The following is a 20,810-nucleotide window of genomic DNA, read 5'->3' as shown; positions in this document are numbered from 1 at the left end:
CAAGGTTCACAATAGATTGGTATTATTTTGATAATAACGCTACTTCGTAACAACCATCATATTTTTCAGTTCGAACTTGTACCTTTTCTTCCCGATTAGTCGGCACATTTTTACCTACGTAATCTGCCCTAATAGGTAGTTCTCGATGCCCACGATCAACAAAAATAACCAATTCTATTTTTGCCGCACGACCAAAGTCAGTCAATGCATCCATCGCAGCGCGAATCGTACGACCGGTAAATAATACGTCATCAATTAAAATGACTTCTTTATCTTTTACATTCAGATATTGTGATGCTCCACTATACACCGGCATTAAATTTTCAGATTCAACATGCTGTAAATCATCACGATAGAAGGTAATATCCAATTCCATTGAAGGAAGTTCTATCTTAACTAAATCTGCAATTTTACGTTTAATTAGAGCAGCAATCTCCGCACCACGACGTTTAATACCAACGATCACGATATTATCTAAACTTGAGTGTTTTTCAATAATTTCGTGGGAAATACGAGAAATGGTGCGCTGAAACTGATTTTCATCAATAATGATCTTTTCCATAATTCACCAAAATTAACTGTGAAACGGTCGGTAAAATACCATAAAAATAGACGAAATTTAATCGTTTTTAATAAATGATACTCCATAAACAAAAAGTGCGGTTAAAATCAACCGCACTTTTTTATTATCTTTTTGATTTCACAAGCTTTTCTGTTAGTTCATAAGCTCGAAGTTTTGCTAACTCTTTAGAGAGTTTCGCAACCAACAATTCATGATCCACATCAGCCGAGTGTGCCACAATGTTTTCTTCGGCTTTACGCTTAGCTTCTAGGATTCGTTCGGAATCTAACTCGGATCCGCGAATCGCTACATCAGCGAGAACGGTTACTAAGCTCGGTTGAACTTCTAAAAAACCGCCAGAGACATAAATAACATCTTCACTATCATTCTCTAAGGTTAATTTTACAATTCCCGGTTTTATCGCCGTCAGTAAAGGAATATGATTCGGCAAAATACCTAATTCCCCTTCTGTCCCTGTAGCCAGAATTTGCTTTACTTTACCTTCAAAAATTTTATGTTCCGCACTGACTATAATTAAATCAAATGTCGCCATTTTGTTCTCCTTCAATTACTTGAAGCGATTACATATTTTTGGCTTTTTCTAGCACTTCTTCGATTGAACCTACCATATAGAACGCTTGTTCAGGAATATGGTCGTATTCACCGTTTAAAATACCTTTGAAACCACGAATCGTATCTTTTAATGATACATATTTACCCGGAGAACCGGTAAATACTTCGGCAACGAAGAACGGTTGCGATAAGAATCGCTCAATTTTACGTGCTCTAGCCACAACCAATTTGTCATCTTCGGAAAGTTCATCCATACCAAGGATAGCGATAATATCTTTTAATTCTTTATAACGCTGTAAGATACCTTGTACACCGCGTGCCACATCATAATGCTCTTGCCCAACCACTAAAGGATCTAGTTGGCGTGAAGTGGAATCTAGCGGATCAACCGCTGGGTAGATCCCTAAAGAGGCGATTTGACGACTTAATACTACCGTAGAATCCAAGTGAGCAAAGGTTGTCGCAGGGGAAGGGTCGGTTAAGTCATCGGCAGGAACATAAACCGCCTGTACGGAAGTAATCGATCCTGTTTTAGTTGAGGTAATACGCTCTTGTAATACCCCCATTTCTTCTGCAAGGGTCGGTTGGTAACCTACAGCTGAAGGCATACGACCTAAAAGAGCAGAAACTTCGGTACCTGCAAGGGTATAACGATAAATATTATCAACAAAGAATAATACATCACGACCTTCATCACGGAATTTTTCCGCCATTGTCAAACCGGTTAAAGCAACACGTAGACGGTTACCCGGTGGTTCATTCATTTGACCGTAAACCAACGATACTTTATCCAATACATTAGATTCTGTCATTTCGTGATAGAAGTCATTCCCTTCACGAGTACGCTCGCCCACACCGGCAAAAACAGAATAACCGGAGTGCTCAATCGCAATATTACGGATTAATTCCATCATATTAACGGTTTTACCTACACCGGCGCCACCAAATAAACCAACTTTACCACCTTTAGCAAACGGGCAAATTAAGTCGATAACCTTGATACCGGTTTCCAATAACTCCGTACTGTTGGATTGTTCTTCATAACTTGGTGCCGCACGATGGATAGACCAAGCTTCTTCAGCACCGATTTCACCGCGTTCATCAATAGGTTCACCTAAAACGTTCATAATGCGTCCTAAGGTTTTTGTTCCTACCGGTACTTGAATAGGATTACCTGTATTTTCTACCGCTAATCCGCGTTTTAAACCGTCCGATGTACCAAGTGCGATACAACGAACAACACCACCGCCGAGTTGTTGCTGAACTTCAAGGGTTAAACCCGATTCAACTTTTAATGCATCATAAACTTTTGGTACTGCATTTTGTGGGAATTCAACATCAATCACCGCACCGATGATTTGTACTATTTTTCCTGCTGCCATTACCGTTCCTCTAATTTTTTTGTTAAATTGCTGCGGCACCCGCAACGATTTCATTTAATTCATTCGTAATACTTGCCTGACGAGCTTTGTTATACACTAACTGCAAGTCATTGATTAAATTACCAGCATTATCGGTTGCCGCTTTCATTGCAACCATACGCGCTGCTTGTTCTGAAGCAAGATTATCTACTACGGATTGATATACTTGAGATTCTAAATAACGTGTCAGTAAACAATCCAATAACACTTTTGGATTCGGTTCATAAATATAATCCCAAGTATTTGCTCTTTCTTCCAAATGATCGGTTTCTAATTCCGGCAATGGTACAAGCTGTTGAAATATAGGTGTTTGCGACATCGTATTGACAAATTTATTATAAGCAATATAAATAGCATCAATTTTTCCGCTTTTATATGCCTCAAACATTGCTGACGCTACACCGATTAATTCTTCCATTGTAGGATTATCTCCCAATCCGGAATGCTGGCTTTTGACGCTTAAACCTAAAGAACGGAAAAATGCGATACCTTTGGAGCCTATTAATCCCAGCTCAACCTGAACACCCGAATTTTTCCATTGCTTTATTTCAGCAATCACATTTTTAAATAAATTAATATTTAGACCACCACACATTCCACGGTCAGTAGAAATAACCAATACGCCCACTTTTTTTATTTCACGTTCAACTAAAAATGGATGTTTGTAATCAATATTTGCTTTAGATACGTGGCTGATAACATTACGTATTGTCTCAGAATACGGGCGAGAAGCTGCCATACGATCCTGCGTTTTACGCATTTTCGAGGTAGCAACCATTTCCATTGCCTTAGTAATTTTTTGTGTACTCTGTACACTGGCAATTTTGGTTTTTATCTCTTTTGCACCTGCCATCTTATTTCTCCATTGACCTAATTACCATGCACTATTGGCTTTAAAATTATCTAAAATGGATTTTAATGTGTCTTTAATTTCATCATTATAATTACCCGTTTTAGTTAAATCAGCCATAAACTCGTTATGGTTACGGTGAGCATAATCTAAAAGTGCGGTTTCAAAACTTGCAATTTTTTGCAATTCCACATCCTCAAGATAACCAAATTCAACAGCGAAAAGTAAAATAGCTTGTTCCGCAACACTTAACGGTGCATATTGTTTCTGTTTCAATAATTCTGTCACTTTTTCCCCGTGGGTAAGCTGCTTACGGGTAGCATCATCAAGATCAGAAGCAAATTGAGCAAACGCAGCCAATTCACGATATTGTGCAAGTGCGGTACGAATCCCCCCGGCTAATTTTTTCACCACTTTAGTTTGCGCCGCACCACCAACACGAGAAACAGAAATACCCGGGTTTACCGCAGGGCGAATACCTGAGTTAAATAAATTGGATTCTAAGAAAATTTGACCGTCAGTAATTGAAATAACGTTGGTTGGAACGAATGCAGAAACATCCCCCGCTTGAGTTTCAATAATCGGCAGCGCAGTTAAAGAACCTGTTTTTCCGGTTACTTTACCTTCGGTGAATTTTTCAACATATTCTTCATTTACTCGGGCTGCACGTTCAAGTAAGCGTGAGTGTAAGTAGAATACATCTCCCGGATAAGCCTCACGACCCGGTGGACGGCGTAATAATAACGAAATTTGACGATAAGCAACGGCTTGTTTCGATAAATCGTCATACACAATTAACGCATCTTCGCCACGATCACGGAAATATTCTCCCATCGCACAACCCGCATAAGGTGCAAGATATTGTAATGCTGCAGATTCTGAAGCCGATGCAGCAACAACAATAGTATTTGCTAAAGCACCGTGTTCTTCCAATTTACGCACTACATTTGCAATAGTAGAGGCTTTTTGACCTATTGCAACATAAATACATTTAATACCCGAATCACGTTGGTTAATAATAGCATCAATCGCTAATGCCGTTTTACCAGTTTGACGGTCGCCGATAATTAACTCACGTTGTCCTCGACCGATAGGCACCATTGAGTCAACCGCTTTGTAACCGGTTTGTACCGGTTGATCAACGGATTTACGATCAATTACTCCGGGAGCGATAACTTCAACAGGAGAAAAACCGTCATTTTCAATTTCGCCCTTTCCGTCAATCGGTTGACCTAACGTATTTACTACACGTCCTAATAATCCGCGTCCAACAGGTACTTCAAGAATTCTTCCGGTACATTGAACTTCCATCCCTTCAGCCAAATCGGCATAAGGCCCCATCACTACTGCACCAACCGAATCTCTTTCTAAGTTAAGTGCCATTGCATAACGATTACCCGGTAATGCAATCATTTCTCCTTGCATTACATCACTTAATCCGTGAATACGAAGAATACCGTCACTAACAGAGACAATTGTTCCTGTATTACGAGCTTCGCTGACCACATCAAATTGAGCAATACGTTTTTTAATCAATTCACTAATTTCAGTAGAATTTAGTTGCATCTTTTATTCCTCTTACAATTGCAACTCATTTGCCAGACGGGTTAGCTGTCCGCGACTACTTCCGTCAATGACAAAATCCTCAGTACGAATTACCACACCGGCAATCAGTGAGCTATCTACATTGCAATTTAATTTTACTTTGCGGGCTAATCTTTTTTCCATTGCCGCTGTTATTTTTTCAATTTGCGCTACATTCAATGGTTGAGCAGAGACTACATTGACTTCTGCAATGGCTTGATGATCTTCTACATAATGTTTAAATTCATTAAATACTGCAGGAATAGCACTTAAACGCTTATTTTCAGCCATTAACCGAATAAAATTTTGCCCATATTGATCCAATTGTTCACCACAAATAGAAATAACCGTATCAGCTAATTTTTGTGCTGAACTAACACTATTTAGTAATGTTTTTACCGTTTCATTCTCAATAACTGCCGAGACAAAACTTAACATTTCAGCCCATTTTTCGACCGCACTTTTTTCAATAGCGAAATCAAACGCAGCTTTGGCATAAGGGCGAGCTATCGTAGTTAATTCCGACATAGGCTGAACCCTCTATAGCTCTGCAACTAATTTATCAATAATGTCATTATTCGCCGCCTCATCAATGGAGCGACCCACAATTTTCTCAGCACCGGCAACAGCCAATGAAGCCACTTTAAGGCGCAATTCTTCTTGAACACGTTTGCGTTCCGCTTCAACTTCAGCATAACCTTGTTCAATAATTTTTGCTTTAAGTTCTTCCGCTTCCGCTTTTACTTCATCTAATACTTCGTTGCGACGTTTATTAGCAGCATCCAAAATTTCTTGAGCTTGAACTTTTGCTTTAGAAATTTCTTGTTCTACAAGCACTTTTGTATCAGCTTGCTCTTTTTTTGCTGCTTCGGCAGAAGCAAGTGCATTCGCAATTTGGCTTTGACGTGTTTCGATGGCTTTAATAATCGGCGGCCAAACAAATTTCATACAAAACCACACAAAAAGTGCGAATGCAATCAGTTGACCGATTAATGTTGCATTTAGATTCACAACGTCCTCCCTAATATGCTTGTTTTATGTTGATAAGCAAATAAGGCGATTACTGTAGTAAACCGATAAATGGATTTGCGAAGATGAAAAGTAATGAAATACCAACTGCAATCATCGCAATCGCATCCAATAGACCAGCAACAATAAACATTTTAGTTTGTAAGCTTGATGCTAATTCAGGTTGGCGAGCGGAAGACTCTAAAAATTTTCCACCTAAGATAGCAAAACCAATTGCAGTCCCTAATGCAGCGAATGCAAGAAGGATTGATGCGCCGATAATTGTTGCTGTAATTACAGTTTCCATAAATGTTCTCCAATAGAAGTTTAAATTTAGCCCTAGAGCCGGTTAATAAAAAATCAATGTTCGGATTTATTGTAAGCAATGCTTAAATAAACAACCGTTAACATCATAAAAATAAACGCTTGTAAAGTAATTACCAGTATATGAAAAATAGCCCAAGCAAGATGTAACGGAATACCTAATGCCGCAATAGCCATATTGGCGGAATACATGACAGCAATAAGAATAAAGATTAATTCACCTGCATACATATTACCGAATAAACGAAACGCAAGAGAAATAGGTTTAGCCAATAAGGTTACGGTTTCAAGAATAAAATTGACAGGGATAAATGCCCAGTGATTGAAAGGATGCAAAGTATATTCTTTTACTAGACCACTAAATCCTTTAGATTTAACGGTATAAAATAAAATTAAAAAGAATACACAAATTGACATTCCAAGTGTTGCACTAATATCTGCTGTCGGTACTGCTCTTAAATAATGAATCCCGAACAATCCGGCAAGTTGAGGAAGAAAATCGACCGGAACCAAATCAATCGCATTCATAATGAATACCCAACAGAAAATGGTTAACGCTAAAGGAGCAACAACATTGCGCGGACCGTGGAAATTTTCTTTAACGATTCCGTTTACCCATTCAACCACAATTTCAACCAAACATTGCATTTTTCCCGGAACACCACTTGTTGCTTTTTTTGCTACTCGAGAAAAAATAAAAAGGAAAATGATAGCGGATATGACGGAAAAAAATAAAGTATCAACATGAACATGCCAAAAGCCATCACCTGTTTTTAAAAACGATAAGTGATGTCCGATATATTCCGAAGTAGTTTGTCCAGACATAATTAATCCTTTGAACTTTAATGAAAATCACGCCTTATATAACAAAAAAGGCACTAAATTATTCAATATTAATGCAATAAAAAAACCAGCAAAGAACGTTATAAAATGTTCCACCGCCAGCCATTTAAACGAAATAACGATAAGTACAATAGTACAAGTAAATTTCAAAGCTTCGGCACGATAAAATGCGCTTAGTTTTTTTGATAAATGCTGATCTCGATAAAAAACAGCATAAACAAAGATAAAAAAAGGTATGAATGCAGAAAAAAAACCTAAGAAAAAATCAACCGCACTTTGAATATCAAGTAGTAATATAACAACAGAGCTCAAAACAAGACCAATAAAAAATTCAATATAGATAGACTTTTCATATTTAGTTCTGGCTTGTGTTAAAACTCTAGACATCACTTTTAAAACCTTAAAACGGGGCAATTATACCTTTGAAAAAACGAGATTCAACCTAAAAGAGAGCAAAAAACGTTAACTAAATCACACTTTTAGAAAATAATTTATAAAAATATCGCTCTTTATCGCAAAATGATTAAATGTCGTTCCCCCACTAGTTCAGGAACATGCAATTCAACAATATGCTGAATAGTATATTTTTCATCCACTGCTTTTACTTCATATTCTTGATAACCCCCTTTAAGTGCATAAAAATGCCCGTTTTCTTTAGGCAAATGACTACACCAATTCGTCATATCTTTAAGTGATGCAAAAGCACGACTTAGCACTCCATCAAATTTTTCTTCAGGTTGATATTCCTCTACACGGCTCAATATAGGCGTCACATTCGTTAATTTCAGCTCACGCACTGCATTACGAATAAAACTAATCCGCTTGCCAAGGCTATCTAATAAAACAAATTGTTTATCAGGATTTACAATAGCCAAAGGTAAGCCCGGTAAGCCCGGTCCTGTCCCCACATCAATAAAAAGATCACCCTGCAAATAAGTACTTACCACAATACTATCCAAAATATGTTTCACTAACATTTCATTTGGATCACGTACAGAGGTTAAATTATAAGCTTTATTCCACTTATTTAACAAATTGACAAGATCGAGCAACTGCTGCTTTTGTATATCATTAAGTTGAATTTCAGTTTGTGCAAGTAAATTATCTAATTTTTTTTTCATTGATAAACTGCTCTTTTCAGAATCCCCCATATTTTACTTGAAAGTGTGATCGATATTCTATGCTTTTTTTAATTTCTGCTGCAAAATCTCGTCTAAATGAGTTTCCAACCAATTTACCAACTCAAACATTTTACTCGATGCCTGTTCGCCAAATTCTGTCAAAGTATAATCCACGTGCGGCGGTACCGTATTGTAGGATTTCCGAACTAACATTCCGTCTTCCTCTAACTCTTGTAGAGTTTTAGTTAACATTCGTTCACTCACCCCATCAATCATGCGTCGTAATTCACTAAAGCGTTTCGTACCAGAATGTAAACTTATCAGCACTAATGCCCCCCATCGACTGATTAGATGCTGTAAAATTTGACGAGAAGGGCAAGCCGAAGCCAATACATTTCCCCGTTCAAAAAATTTTTCCATTTTTATTTCCTTGAAAATCATTGAGTTATTATTTTTTGCAAAAAAAATTAGCATACTTACTTTTATGTAAGTACTTATCAAAAGTAAGTTTTGTAATTATCATAGTTATTATCAACTAATATCGTCAAATATTTTAACATAGAGAGGAAATTAAAATGACAAACAAAACTATCGCTATCACAGGAGTAACCGGTCAATTTGGTGCTATTGCATTAGATTTGTTAAAAGAGAAAAATGCTAATGTGATCGCACTTGCACGTAATCCTGCAAAAATTTCAGGCGTGGAAGCACGTCAATTTGATTATTCAAAAGTAGAGGGACAAGTGGAAGCATTAAATGGTGTGGATACCTTGATCTTAGTATCAAGTAATGAAATAGGGCAGCGTTCACAACAACACAAAAATGTAATCGAATCGGCAAAAAAAGCTGATGTGAAACACATTATTTATACGAGTTTATTAGGAGCGGATAAACCTAATACGGTTAAATCACTTGCAGGGGAGCATATTGAAACCGAGTTAGCATTAAAATTATCAGGTATGACTTACACAATCTTACGCAATGGCTGGTATACGGAAAACTACACTGCCTCAATTCCAACAGCATTAGCAAATAATGCTTTCTACGGTTCAGCAAAAAATGGTCGTATATCATCCGTACTACGTTCCGAATTAGCGGAAGCAGCCGTAAATGTCGCATTAGGTGAGGGACATAATAATAAAACTTATGAACTTGCCGGCTCGATAAGTTGGACTTTAACCGATTTAGCCGCTGAAATTAGTAAACAAACAGGTAAAGAAATTCCTTACGTAGATATTCCGGCAGCCGATTATACTGCGGCATTAGTTCAATCCGGTTTAGACAAAGGATTTGCAGGCTTAATTGCACAATGGGATGTTGATGTTTCAAACGGTGCATTGTTTTTGGAAGATAAAACGCTTGAAAAATTACTTGGCCGTCCGACGTCAGGATTAGATGTAGCAGTGAAACAAGCTCTGTAACCAAAAAAGTGCGGTCAATTTAACCGCACTTTTTGTCTTAAACATAGAAAAACTATTCTCCACGCTTCAACATCCCTTGTTTTTTCAAATTAACCAAGATAATTGAAATTGCTGCCGGAGTAATACCGGAAATTCGGCTTGCCTGCCCGATAGAAACCGGACGATGTTGTTCTAACTTGGCACGGACTTCATTTGATAAACCCGATACTTTGGAATAATCAAATTGAGCCGGAATAACCGTATTTTCATGACGTTTTTGTTTTTCGATTTCTTCTTCCTGATGCTCAATGTAACCTTGATATTTTATAGCGATTTCCACTTGTTCCACCGCTTCTTTGTCTTCCATTGGTGGTTGATATGGCGTAAGTGCGGTCAAAATTTCATAATTTATTTCGGGACGACGTAATAAATCTTCACCATTGGCCTCACGCACAAGCGGGCTACTTAACACCTTATTAGCTTCTTCTAAATATTCCGAGCGAGGATGTAACCAAATACTGCGTAAACGTTGGCGTTCAAGCTCAATATTTTCCATTTTGTGATTGAAACGCGCCCAACGTTTTTCATCAATCAAACCAAATTCACGGGCAATCGGTGTTAACCGGATATCGGCATTATCTTCGCGCAACAATAAACGGTATTCCGCACGAGAGGTAAACACACGATAGGGTTCTTTCGTTCCAAGAGTACAAAGATCGTCCACCAACACACCGATATAAGCTTGGTCGCGGCGAGGAAACCATGCCTCTTTCTCTTGTACATAAAGCCCGGCATTAATTCCGGCAAGTAAGCCTTGTGCAGCCGCTTCTTCATAACCGGTGGTACCGTTAATTTGACCGGCAAAAAATAAACCTGAGATCCCTTTAGTTTCAAGGGTAGGTTTCAAATCACGCGGATCAAAATAATCATATTCGATCGCATAACCCGGTTTCACTATACGGGCTTTTTCTAATCCTTTCATTGAGTTGACTATTCCCATTTGAACATCGAAAGGTAGGCTTGTAGAGATCCCATTCGGATAAACCTCATTACTGGTTAATCCTTCCGGTTCAAGATAAATTTGATGGGAATTTCTATCGGCAAAACGCATAACTTTATCTTCGATTGACGGACAATAACGTGGGCCTATTCCCTCTATCACACCGGTGTACATAGGACTACGATCCAAATTATTGCGGATCACTTCGTGGGTTTGCTCATTAGTATGCGTGATATAACATGGGATCTGTTGTGGATGCTCCGAAATCGATCCCATAAAAGAAAATACCGGTAATACAGCATCGCCATGTTGTTTTGTCAGTACATCAAAATTGATCGTGCGAGCATCAATACGCGGCGGCGTACCTGTTTTTAGGCGATCCACCCGTAAGTTAAGATCACGCAAACGTTCTGCTAATAGAGTTGAAGCAGGATCGCCTGCTCGACCGCCGGTATAATTTTCCAAACCTATATGGATCTTGCCTGCTAAAAAAGTACCGGCTGTTAAAATCACAGATTTAGCACGGAATTTTAATCCCATTTTAGTTACCACGCCGCTTACTCTATCATTTTCTATTAAAATATCAGTGGCTTCCTGTTGAAAAATATCCAGATTTGGTTGATTTTCTAACGAAATTCTTACAGCTTGACGATATAACACACGATCCGCCTGTGCACGGGTAGCACGTACGGCAGGGCCTTTACTACTGTTTAGAGTACGAAATTGGATCCCTGCTTTATCGGCAGCATGTGCCATTAACCCACCCATGGCATCAGTTTCTTTTACTAAGTGACCTTTACCAATTCCACCAATAGCAGGATTACAGGACATTTGTCCTAAAGTATCAACATTGTGGGTTAATAAAAGGGTTTTTAACCCCATACGAGCCGGTGCAAGAGCGGCTTCAGTACCTGCATGACCGCCACCAATAACGATCACATCGTAAGTTTCAGTATAAAACATCGTTTTCTCTAAATTTATTCGGATACAAAATGTGCGCTATTTTACAGAAATTCAGTTTTTCTTGAAAGAAGGAATTAGATCTTGAGAGAGTGATAAGGGATCCAAAGATCTTGAGCTAATAAAATTAAGATCTTTTTATATATAGAGATCTTATTATTGTTACTATTAAGGATCTTCTATTGTGTGAATAACCGTTTTTTCTTTTTATAAATTAATGAATTAGATCTTATTAGAAAATGTTGATCAATGATAAAAACAGTCGTTATTTGCTGTGGATAATTTACGTATTTATCCACAGTTGATAAAACTTTTGATCTTATTCAGTGAAAAAATACAGGTTTTTGACAGATTTTTTACGAGTTATACACAGAAAAAAACGATGATTGTTAAAATCATCGTTTTTTTATTAAAGAGATCGAATGAATAGAGGAAGCCAATTTTCACTGTAACTTTCCGGATCATCGATATTGAGGACATCAATTTTTAATGTTTCACAAAGTTTGACCGCATTTTTTTGTTCTAAAATTTTTTCAATATGATTTGTGGCGTAACAAAAGGTGTCATAATCCGAATTGCCTAAGCCGACAACGGCAAAACGCAAATATGAAAGATCAAGATCGGATTCTGATATTTGATCAAACAGTGGTCGTAAATTATCCGGAATTTCTCCCGCTCCATGAGTGGAAGTTACGATTAACCATAATGGTTCGCTAATTACATCATCATATTGAGCACCGTGAAAAAGAGCGGTTGAAAAACCTTGGTTTTTTAAACTATCCGCCAGGTGTTCAGCGACATACTCGGCACTGCCTAAAGTACTGCCTGAAATAATACAAACTTTCATAAAAATTATCTAAAACAAAGGCTTAGAAAATCTAAGCCTTTAAAATTGAGTTAAACGTTATCAAATTTGCCAAGCAATGAGCGAATATGTTCTTGCCAGTTACGATGTTCATTTTTTAATTGCTCATTTTCATTTTGTAATGTTTCAACGGTTTGCTGAGATTGACTATTTTGTTCTTTTAATTCTTCCACTTCAAGTTGAAGTAATTGAATGGTTTCTACCGCTTGCTTAATTTTATCTTCAAGCTGGTTTAAGATTTCTAATGACATAGTAATTTCCTTTTAAATAACATCTGAAACAGCCCTATTGTACCCACTTCATTTTTCTTTTTAAAGCCTACCATAAAAATTTATTATGCAAACGTTTGCATAATGCTAGAATAATGCGATTTTTTGCTTGGAACACAATTGGAGATAAAAAATGAATCGTGCACTGGCTATTGAATTTTCTCGTGTAACGGAAGCTGCGGCATTAGCGGCTTACACTTGGCTTGGACGTGGCAATAAACACGCAGCCGATGAAGCAGCGGTAAAAGCAATGCGATATATGCTGAATCTTATTCATATGGACGGTGAGATTGTTATAGGAGAAGGTGAAATTGATAAAGCTCCGATGTTGTATATTGGTGAAAAAGTCGGTTCGGGTAATGGAGAGCTTATTTCTATCGCCGTTGATCCGATTGATGGTACGCGTATGACGGCAATGGGACAATCCAACGCTATTTCTGTGCTCGCCGCAGGCGGAAAACGAACTTTCTTAAAAGCACCGGATATGTATATGGAAAAAATAGTGGTAGGACCGGAAGTCAAAGGAATGATTGATCTCAGTTTACCTATTGAAAAAAATCTTCGTCGTACCGCTTCACGCTTAGGAAAATCCTTATCCGATTTAACTGTAATGGTATTAGCCAAGCCCCGTCATGATGCAGTTATCCAACAAATGTATAATTTAGGAATTCGGGTTATGGCTATTCCCGATGGGGATATTGCCGCTTCTGTTTTGTGTTGCTTGCCTGATGCCGAAGTCGATATGGTTTATGGTATTGGCGGTGCGCCGGAAGGCGTTGCTACTGCAGCGGCAGTTCGAGCATTAGGCGGCGATATGCAAGCACGTTTAATTCCTCGTAATGAAGTAAAAGGCGATACGGAGGAAAATAGAAAAATTGCAGCGGAAGAAATCCAACGTTGTGAAGAATTAGGCGTTAAAGTGAATGAAATATTAAAATTAGAAGATCTTGTGCGTGATGATAATCTAGTGTTTGCCGCCACCGGTATTACCCATGGCGAATTACTTAAAGGAATTTCCCGTCGAGGCAATCTTGCTACAACTGAAACCCTATTAATTAGGGGGAAATCACGCACTATTCGTAAAATTCAGTCTACTCATTATTTGGATCGCAAAGATTTCGAAATTTATAATATTTTGAGAAGCTAGTAACAAATAAAAGTGCGGTTAAAATTTAATGCGTTTTTGCATTACTTATAACTTTAAAATAGGGACTGTCTTGAACGACTAAAATAAATTTCTATTAACTAGTAGTTTAAGTCCCTATTGTTAGCATGCTGTTCACACTCCATCACATATACTCAAAATGAGATTTGAGAATACCTTTAAACTTCTTTAAATGCAGTTCTGCTTGATGCTAAAAATTATTAATCCTGTTTTAATGTGATTCTGTTTTCGACAAAGTGTATGTTGCGATTAATGCGAAAATGGTTAAATTTTCCCATGTTAAGCACATCATACCTTCGATGGAAATCCCTATAAATAATGCTATCAGGCTTCATTGTTTCTCATTTGGACACTTTACCCTAAACAAAAAATTTATCAATTATCTGGGGGATCACAAGCTTTTATAATAACTCTCTTCTCAACGTTTATTCTCTTATACTTGTTAATATTGCGTGAAATTTTTATTGTATTTGGGTAAATAAAAGCATAGTCTTATTGATGAATTATTCATCAAAAAGGAGATAAAATATGCAAATGCAGTTCAAAAAAATATTGCTTGCCGGGCTATTTACTTCTGTAATCAGTCTTTCTCAAGTCAGTTGGGCAAGTAACTCTGCGCTAACCACAAATACCGCTGCCGCACGCTATGATAGCAGTACCGATATTTTTCAACCTATCTATGCGAAAAATGGAATGGTAGCTTCTGAACAGGCTATTGCGACTCAAGTCGGTGTTGAAATACTGAAACAGGGCGGTAATGCAGTAGACGCTGCAGTTGCGGTCGGGTTTGCATTAGCCGTGGTACTACCGAATGCCGGTAATATCGGCGGCGGAGGTTTTATGGTATTGCATAATGGGAAAACAGGGGAGGATTTAGCCCTTGATTTTAGAGAAATGGCACCATTAAAAGCCTCTCGTGATATGTATTTGGATGCAAATGGGCAAGTTGAAGATGGAAAATCATTGTTTACACATTTTGCCGTCGGCGTACCGGGTACGGTAGCCGGCATGGAGCTAGCTTTAAAAAAATGGGGAACAATGCCTTTGCATAAAGTGTTAGAGCCGGCAATCAAGTTGGCGGAGGAAGGTTTTCCAATTAGCCAAACACTTGCTAATTTACTTGATACGGAGAAAGATGTGTTAGGTAAATGGCAGAGCAGTCGTAAAATCTTCTTTAAAAACGACCGCACTTTAGCAGCTGGCGAACAGCTAGTCCAAAAAGATTTGGCTAATTCTTTAAAACTCATTGCTAAAGAAGGTGCTAAGGCCTTTTATGAGGGAGAAATTGCGGAAAAAATCGTACAAGAAATGAAGCAACATCACGGTTTAATCAACCTTGAAGATATGCGCAATTATAAAGCGATTGAGCGCCAGCCGATAGTGGGAAATTATCGCGGTTATAAGGTCGTAACTATGCCGCCACCAAGCTCGGGCGGTATCCATTTAGTACAATTATTTAATATGTTAGAAAATTATCCGCTTAATGAATTCGGCGCAAACAGTGCAAAAACTATTCATTATTTAGCTGAATCGATGAAATTGGCTTATGCGGATCGTTCCGAATATCTTGGTGATCCGGATTTTGTAAAGATTCCTATATCCGGTTTAACTTCTAAAAATTATGCTAAATCCTTGATTCAAAACATTAAGGAAGATTATGCCCGTACTGCAACGGAAATTAAGCCCGGTAAACCTCAACCTTATGAAAGTGATCAAACCACACACTATTCGGTTATGGATAATGCAGGTAATGCAGTCGCTGTTACTTATACGTTAAATCTGAATTTTGGTAGTGGTATTGTTGCTGAAGGAACAGGTATTTTATTGAACAATGAAATGGATGATTTTTCCGCTAAATCCGGAGTAGCCAATGCATTCGGATTAATCGGCGGTGATGCAAATGCAATTGAAGCTAAAAAACGTCCTCTTTCGTCAATGACGCCGACTATAGTCTTAAAAGATAATAAACCTTGGCTAGTAACAGGTAGTCCGGGTGGCGCACGAATTATCACGACAGTTCTACAAAGTATTTCTAATACTATTGATCATAATATGAACCCTGCGGAAGCGATTGTTGCACCAAGAATTCATCATCAATGGTTACCGGATGAATTACGAATTGAGGAAGGTATTAGTCCTGATACCTTAGCATTACTTACGGCTAAAGGGCATAAAATCAAACTAAAAGCACCAATGGGACGAGTGCAAATTATTCAAGCTCGCGATGGCGGATTCTACGGCTATTCAGACCCTCGTAATCCTGATGGGGAAACATTAGGGTTTTAATGAATATAAAAATCCCTGCTTTAGTATTTTAGGCAGGGATTTTTGTTATTTTAAAATCAATATCGGTTTATTCCCATATTTAGCTACTCGCCGAGTATTATTGCTTAGACCCTTAGATTGAGGTTTACTACTGGCAAGCATAATGATTAAATCTACCGATTTTTCTTCTGCAATTCGATTAATTTCCTCATAAATTGTACCGTGTGCTACGATATGTTGCACCTTAGCATTTGTTGGAAAATGTTTGGCGGTAAAATCGTGCAGTGCTTTGTTTACTTCCGCAATTAAGGATTTGTCAAAATTTTTCGGTAAGAAAGCAGAAATAAAGCTATCATCCACCGGTTCGACAATGGTAACAACACGAAATAGTGCATTGGGGTGATGTTCAGCCAAACGTAATGCAGTCTTAACCACTTTTTCTGAACCTTTTGGATTATTCAGATCAATGGCTAGTAGTAATTTGTTATACATAATTTATCCTTTTCATCAGTAGAGCATTTTTAATCTTAATCGAAACATATTCAAAAAATGACCGCACTTTCTATTAAGATTTTGTTCTTCGCCGCTGATTCCAGCCAACCAAGAAAATTATCATTAATCCCGGAATAAACATCCACTCTTTTTCCAATGAAACAAGCGGTAAATAAATATCAATAATGGTTTGATCCCAATTTAACCCTGCTTTTGCCGCCGGAGAGTCCGTTTCCACCATATCAATCACTACTTTATCTATTTGTTTTCCATCCACCTCAATTTTTTCCTGCGTATGCAATAAGGTTAAACCGAGGTTTTGCAAACGTTGTTCGCCTGTTTCTCCCTGTGGCACGGAAAGCTGAGAGTAGAATTCGATTTGTTTACCATAAGGATTCATTCCTGACACTTTGAGCAGCAGATTTTGTCCGACAGGTGTTTTTTCCAACTCTTGTACTAAATATGATGGCTCAATATGATGAGAGGTTGGTGAAACAAACTCCATAAAAAAGCCCGGTCGGAAAATGAAAAATGCGCCCAAAATTAATAGTGCCGTTTCCCACCATTTGTTTTTCACAAAGAAATGATTCATCGTTGCCGCGGTAAATGCCAATATAGCCAATGTCGAAACCACGGCGACAAGGGTTCCTTTTGCCCAACCGACATCCAGTAACAATAAATCCGTATTAAAAATAAACAAGAAAGGGAGAATTGCCGTACGCAGGCTATAAAAGAAAGCGATCATTCCTGTTTTTATCGGATTTCCGCCCGAAACTGCGGCTGCGGCAAATGATGCTAATCCGACAGGGGGGGTTACATCTGCCATAATGCCAAAATAGAACACGAATAAATGTACGGCAATGAGTGGCACAATCAGTCCGTTTTGTTTGCCAACCTCGACAATAACCAATGCCATTAGTGAGGAAACAACAATATAGTTAGCCGTTGTCGGCAATCCCATTCCTAAAATCAAACTGAATATGGCGACGAAAATCAGCATTAATAAAACATTTCCCATCGACAGCACTTCAATAATCCCCGATAATTGTACGCCGAAGCCGGTTAAAGATACAACTCCGACGATAATTCCGGCGGTTGCCGTCGCAATCCCTATACCGATCATATTTCTTGCCCCAGTTTCTAATCCGTCGATTAAGGTTTTTATACCTTCAATAAAAAGCGATTGGTTAACCGGTTGCTTACGGAAATAATGTAGTAACGGTTTTTGTGTGAGTAAAATCACTGTAAGGGCCATTGTTCCCCAAAATGCAGAGAGCCCTGGCGACAACATTTCTACCATTAAACACCAAATTAATACAACGACGGGAATGAGGAAATGCAGACCTGCATTCACCGTCGGTTTGGCTGACGGCAGCGCGACCATCGGCGCATTAGGATCATCGACTTCCAAATCAGGAAATGTTGCCACTCGGCGGATAAGTAATAAATAAACCGCGGTAAGCAATGCGCAAACAATTAGGAAAGCATAATTCGGTACAACGGTTTTAATCCACCCTAAACCAAAATGAACCATGCCTGTTAAGCCAATGACAACTAAAAGTGCGGTCAATATTTTTAATAAAACGATTAAAATCGGATTGGGTGGATCGGTTCTTGGTAAACCTTGTAAATTCATTTTTAAGGCTTCCAAGTGAACGATATAAACCAATGCAATATATGAAATTAATGCCGGTAATGCCGCGTGGGTGATTAATTGGCTGTACGGCATATTCACATATTCAATCATCAAAAAGGCTGCAGCACCCATTATAGGTGGCATAATTTGTCCGTTTACAGAGGAGGCGACTTCAACCGCTCCCGCTTTTTCGGCGGAAAACCCGACCCGTTTCATCATTGGAATGGTAAATGTTCCCGTCGTTACTACATTGGCAATAGACGAACCGGAAATTAATCCTGTTAAGCCGGAGGATACTACGGCTGCTTTAGCCGGACCGCCACGTAAATGACCTAAATAGGCAAAAGCGGTTTTTATAAAATAGTTGCCTGCGCCTGCTTTGTCCAGTAATGCACCGAATAATACAAATAAAAAAACATATTTCGTGGAAACGCCCAATGCAACTCCAAATACTCCCTCAGTGGTTACCCACTGCTGATTGACTATTTGAGAAAGTGAACCTGAACGGTGGCTGATAATCCAGTCTGTCGGTAAAAATTGTCCTAAATAGTTATACAGTAAAAAGACGGAAGCGATAATGACTAAAGGCAACCCTAAACTACGCCGACAAGCTTCCAGTAATAAAATAATCCCTAAACAACCGGCGATAATATCTGGTGTATTGGGTGCACCGAAACGGGTAACCAATCCCTCATAAAAGAAAATATAGTATGCTCCTAAAAATGCGCCTAAAACGGCAAAAAACCAATCATGGTAAGGAACGTGGTGTTTTGGTGAAGTTACAAATGCAGGAAATGCCAGGTAAGCCAGAAATAACGCAAAAGCTAAGTGAATGGAACGCGCTTTTGTATCGTCAACCACCACATTCCATTCCCAGCCCCAACTGCGGATTATTTCTTGTAACCAAAATGGAAAGGGCGAGGTGTAATAAAGCTGGAATATTGACCACAAAATAGCCGTAACAATAATTAAATTTTTGGTTAAACCTCTTGGATTTCGTCCTCCCGCATCATTTGATGCAACCATATCTTGTAGATCGTCATAATCCAATTTTTCAGATTTTACCGACATAAAACCTCCGAAAATAAATATTACCGATTAAAACAGGAAAGGCAGGGTAAAACCTGCCTAAATTTAATACGCTTGATTATTTTAACCAGCCTTTTTCTTTGTAATAACGCACTGCGCCTTCATGTAACGGTGCGGATAGCGCATTTTTTATCATATCTTCTTGTTTTAAATGAGCAAATGCCGGATGGAGACGTTTAAAGCGATCAAAATTGTCGAAAACGGCTTTAACAATTGCATAAACACTGTCCGCATCTACATCGGAGGAGGTAACTAAAGTTGCATAAACCCCAAAGGTATCAACAGGATTGTCCGTGCCTTTGTATAAACCTCCAGGGATTGTTGCTTTAGCATAATACGGATTATCGGCAACCAATTTATCAATTTCACTACCGGTAATAGGAACTAAATGCGCGTTACAGGAGGCTGCGGCTTCTTTTAATGCCCCATTAGGATGTCCTACATTATAAGTAATCGCATCCAAATTGTTATCGCACATTACCGAAGCCATTTCCGCCGGTTTTAATTCTGAGGCGACTTTAAATTCTTTATCTGTCCAACCTTTCGCGGCTAAAATCACATTCATTGTCGCACGCGTACCGGAACCCGGATCGCCCACATTGACACGTTTTCCTTTTAAATCATCAAATTTTTGAATCCCTGAATCGTCGCGAGCCATTAGCGTAAAGGGTTCAGGGTGAATAGAAAAAACGGCACGCAATTTCTCATTTTTCTTGCCTGTAAATGAACTGGTGCCGTTATAAGCGTGATATTGCCAATCGGATTGGGCGATCCCCATTTCCATTTGATTTGCCGCAATTGCATTCAAATTGGCAACAGACGCACCGGTAGAGGGAGCATTACATTTAATTTGGGTTTTTGCCGTATCACGGTTCACTAATTGGCAAATTGATTGACCAACCACATAATAAACGCCGGTTTGTCCGCCGGTACCGATAGTTACAAATTTTTCTGCTGCTTGAGCAGAGAATGCGCCCATTATTAACATTGCAGCAAGAGAAAGAGTGGAATATTTTTTCATTGTAGAGCCCTCTTATCGTGGATTGTAGAAAATTTAATAAGATGTTGTGTTATTTTTATGCAATAACTTTAGTAAAATATACTTGTGTTCCAATATGCGCAATCGTTTTCTTTCAAAAACATGAAGTGTTTCACATTTTTTTAACAAAAAAACAATCTATCTCTAAAAGTTTGTTTCTATTAGAGAAAAAATGTACTAGTAATACCATTTTCATCTTATTTATGGAAATAACCACACTTGTTTATTGAAACCTATGATCTCCGCCCAAACCGCTTATTTGGTGATTTTTTTGCAAATAAAGTTTAGGTGTACAATTTGTTAGAACCTTAGATAAAAAAAGCTTTGGGGCTGACGTAGATTAG

Annotated in this window: 21 protein-coding genes; 3 read left to right on the top strand and 18 right to left on the bottom strand. The window is 38.4% G+C overall.

Annotated elements, in window-relative coordinates:
* Positions 1-22: 22 nt before the first annotated feature.
* From pyrR to BKL51_RS04140, 12 genes are all read right to left on the bottom strand, one after another.
* Entirely contained in the window at positions 23-562 is a 540-nt protein-coding gene (gene pyrR / locus BKL51_RS04195) for a bifunctional pyr operon transcriptional regulator/uracil phosphoribosyltransferase PyrR (RefSeq protein WP_077465489.1), read from the bottom strand.
* Positions 563-686: 124 nt separating this feature from the next.
* Complete coding sequence (locus BKL51_RS04190) at positions 687-1,115, bottom strand: F0F1 ATP synthase subunit epsilon (protein ID WP_077465488.1); 429 nt, start codon at positions 1,113-1,115, stop codon at positions 687-689.
* 28 nt (positions 1,116-1,143) lie between these two features.
* Positions 1,144-2,517, bottom strand: coding sequence for a F0F1 ATP synthase subunit beta (gene atpD / locus BKL51_RS04185; protein ID WP_077465487.1), 1,374 nt, complete (start codon positions 2,515-2,517; stop codon positions 1,144-1,146).
* Positions 2,518-2,539: 22 nt separating this feature from the next.
* Positions 2,540-3,409 carry a F0F1 ATP synthase subunit gamma gene (gene atpG / locus BKL51_RS04180; RefSeq protein ID WP_077465486.1) on the bottom strand — a complete coding sequence of 290 codons (870 nt, stop codon included), beginning with the start codon at positions 3,407-3,409 and terminating at the stop codon, positions 2,540-2,542.
* Between the two features lie 21 nt (positions 3,410-3,430).
* Positions 3,431-4,972, bottom strand: coding sequence for a F0F1 ATP synthase subunit alpha (gene atpA, locus BKL51_RS04175; protein WP_077465485.1), 1,542 nt, complete (start codon positions 4,970-4,972; stop codon positions 3,431-3,433).
* A 12-nt stretch (positions 4,973-4,984) separates the two neighbouring features.
* On the bottom strand, positions 4,985-5,518 hold the full coding sequence (atpH, locus tag BKL51_RS04170) for a F0F1 ATP synthase subunit delta (protein WP_077465484.1): 534 nt from the start codon (positions 5,516-5,518) through the stop codon (positions 4,985-4,987).
* Between the two features lie 12 nt (positions 5,519-5,530).
* The gene (atpF, locus tag BKL51_RS04165) at positions 5,531-6,001 is read right to left on the bottom strand and encodes a F0F1 ATP synthase subunit B (protein ID WP_077465483.1); all 471 of its coding nucleotides are present in this window, start codon (positions 5,999-6,001) and stop codon (positions 5,531-5,533) included.
* Positions 6,002-6,050: 49 nt separating this feature from the next.
* The gene (gene atpE, locus BKL51_RS04160) at positions 6,051-6,305 is read right to left on the bottom strand and encodes a F0F1 ATP synthase subunit C (RefSeq protein WP_005539567.1); all 255 of its coding nucleotides are present in this window, start codon (positions 6,303-6,305) and stop codon (positions 6,051-6,053) included.
* A 53-nt stretch (positions 6,306-6,358) separates the two neighbouring features.
* Positions 6,359-7,147, bottom strand: coding sequence for a F0F1 ATP synthase subunit A (gene atpB, locus BKL51_RS04155; RefSeq protein WP_077465482.1), 789 nt, complete (start codon positions 7,145-7,147; stop codon positions 6,359-6,361).
* 27 nt (positions 7,148-7,174) lie between these two features.
* The gene (locus tag BKL51_RS04150) at positions 7,175-7,552 is read right to left on the bottom strand and encodes an ATP synthase subunit I (RefSeq protein WP_077465481.1); all 378 of its coding nucleotides are present in this window, start codon (positions 7,550-7,552) and stop codon (positions 7,175-7,177) included.
* Positions 7,553-7,674: 122 nt separating this feature from the next.
* Positions 7,675-8,286, bottom strand: coding sequence for a 16S rRNA (guanine(527)-N(7))-methyltransferase RsmG (gene rsmG, locus BKL51_RS04145; RefSeq protein ID WP_077465480.1), 612 nt, complete (start codon positions 8,284-8,286; stop codon positions 7,675-7,677).
* 57 nt (positions 8,287-8,343) lie between these two features.
* Positions 8,344-8,706 carry a helix-turn-helix domain-containing protein gene (locus BKL51_RS04140; RefSeq protein WP_077465479.1) on the bottom strand — a complete coding sequence of 121 codons (363 nt, stop codon included), beginning with the start codon at positions 8,704-8,706 and terminating at the stop codon, positions 8,344-8,346.
* A 155-nt stretch (positions 8,707-8,861) separates the two neighbouring features.
* Between BKL51_RS04140 and BKL51_RS04135 the strand changes: the two genes are divergently transcribed.
* Positions 8,862-9,707: an SDR family oxidoreductase gene (locus BKL51_RS04135; protein ID WP_077465478.1), complete on the top strand. Its 846-nt coding sequence runs from the start codon at positions 8,862-8,864 to the stop codon at positions 9,705-9,707.
* 52 nt (positions 9,708-9,759) lie between these two features.
* On the opposite strand, the gene mnmG is transcribed toward BKL51_RS04135, so the two are convergent.
* The 3 genes from mnmG to zapB form a co-directional block, all read right to left on the bottom strand.
* Positions 9,760-11,649: a tRNA uridine-5-carboxymethylaminomethyl(34) synthesis enzyme MnmG gene (gene mnmG / locus BKL51_RS04130; protein ID WP_077465477.1), complete on the bottom strand. Its 1,890-nt coding sequence runs from the start codon at positions 11,647-11,649 to the stop codon at positions 9,760-9,762.
* A 406-nt stretch (positions 11,650-12,055) separates the two neighbouring features.
* Complete coding sequence (mioC, locus tag BKL51_RS04125; RefSeq protein ID WP_077465476.1) at positions 12,056-12,493, bottom strand: FMN-binding protein MioC; 438 nt, start codon at positions 12,491-12,493, stop codon at positions 12,056-12,058.
* A 50-nt stretch (positions 12,494-12,543) separates the two neighbouring features.
* Positions 12,544-12,762, bottom strand: a complete 219-nt coding sequence (gene zapB, locus BKL51_RS04120; protein ID WP_059368698.1) for a cell division protein ZapB — start codon at positions 12,760-12,762, stop codon at positions 12,544-12,546.
* 151 nt (positions 12,763-12,913) lie between these two features.
* Here zapB and glpX point away from each other — a divergent pair, with 151 nt between their 5' ends.
* Positions 12,914-13,927, top strand: coding sequence for a class II fructose-bisphosphatase (gene glpX, locus BKL51_RS04115; RefSeq protein ID WP_077465475.1), 1,014 nt, complete (start codon positions 12,914-12,916; stop codon positions 13,925-13,927).
* Between the two features lie 546 nt (positions 13,928-14,473).
* Positions 14,474-16,231: a gamma-glutamyltransferase gene (gene ggt / locus BKL51_RS04110; protein WP_077465474.1), complete on the top strand. Its 1,758-nt coding sequence runs from the start codon at positions 14,474-14,476 to the stop codon at positions 16,229-16,231.
* 45 nt (positions 16,232-16,276) lie between these two features.
* Here the strand turns inward: ggt and BKL51_RS04105 are convergent, their stop codons facing one another.
* The 3 genes from BKL51_RS04105 to BKL51_RS04095 form a co-directional block, all read right to left on the bottom strand.
* Positions 16,277-16,702: a universal stress protein gene (locus BKL51_RS04105; RefSeq protein WP_077465473.1), complete on the bottom strand. Its 426-nt coding sequence runs from the start codon at positions 16,700-16,702 to the stop codon at positions 16,277-16,279.
* 73 nt (positions 16,703-16,775) lie between these two features.
* Positions 16,776-19,409 (bottom strand): TRAP transporter permease, encoded by a 2,634-nt coding sequence (locus BKL51_RS04100; protein WP_077465472.1) that lies wholly within the window; start codon positions 19,407-19,409, stop codon positions 16,776-16,778.
* Positions 19,410-19,485: 76 nt separating this feature from the next.
* Entirely contained in the window at positions 19,486-20,448 is a 963-nt protein-coding gene (locus BKL51_RS04095) for a TAXI family TRAP transporter solute-binding subunit (protein ID WP_077465471.1), read from the bottom strand.
* Positions 20,449-20,810: the final 362 nt, after the last annotated feature.

The sequence above is a fragment of the Rodentibacter sp. Ppn85 genome (assembly GCF_001999335.1).
GTDB lineage: Bacteria > Pseudomonadota > Gammaproteobacteria > Enterobacterales > Pasteurellaceae > Rodentibacter.
The sequence above is the reverse complement of the archived record's forward strand: the minus strand, read 5'-3'. Positions and strand labels throughout refer to the sequence as shown.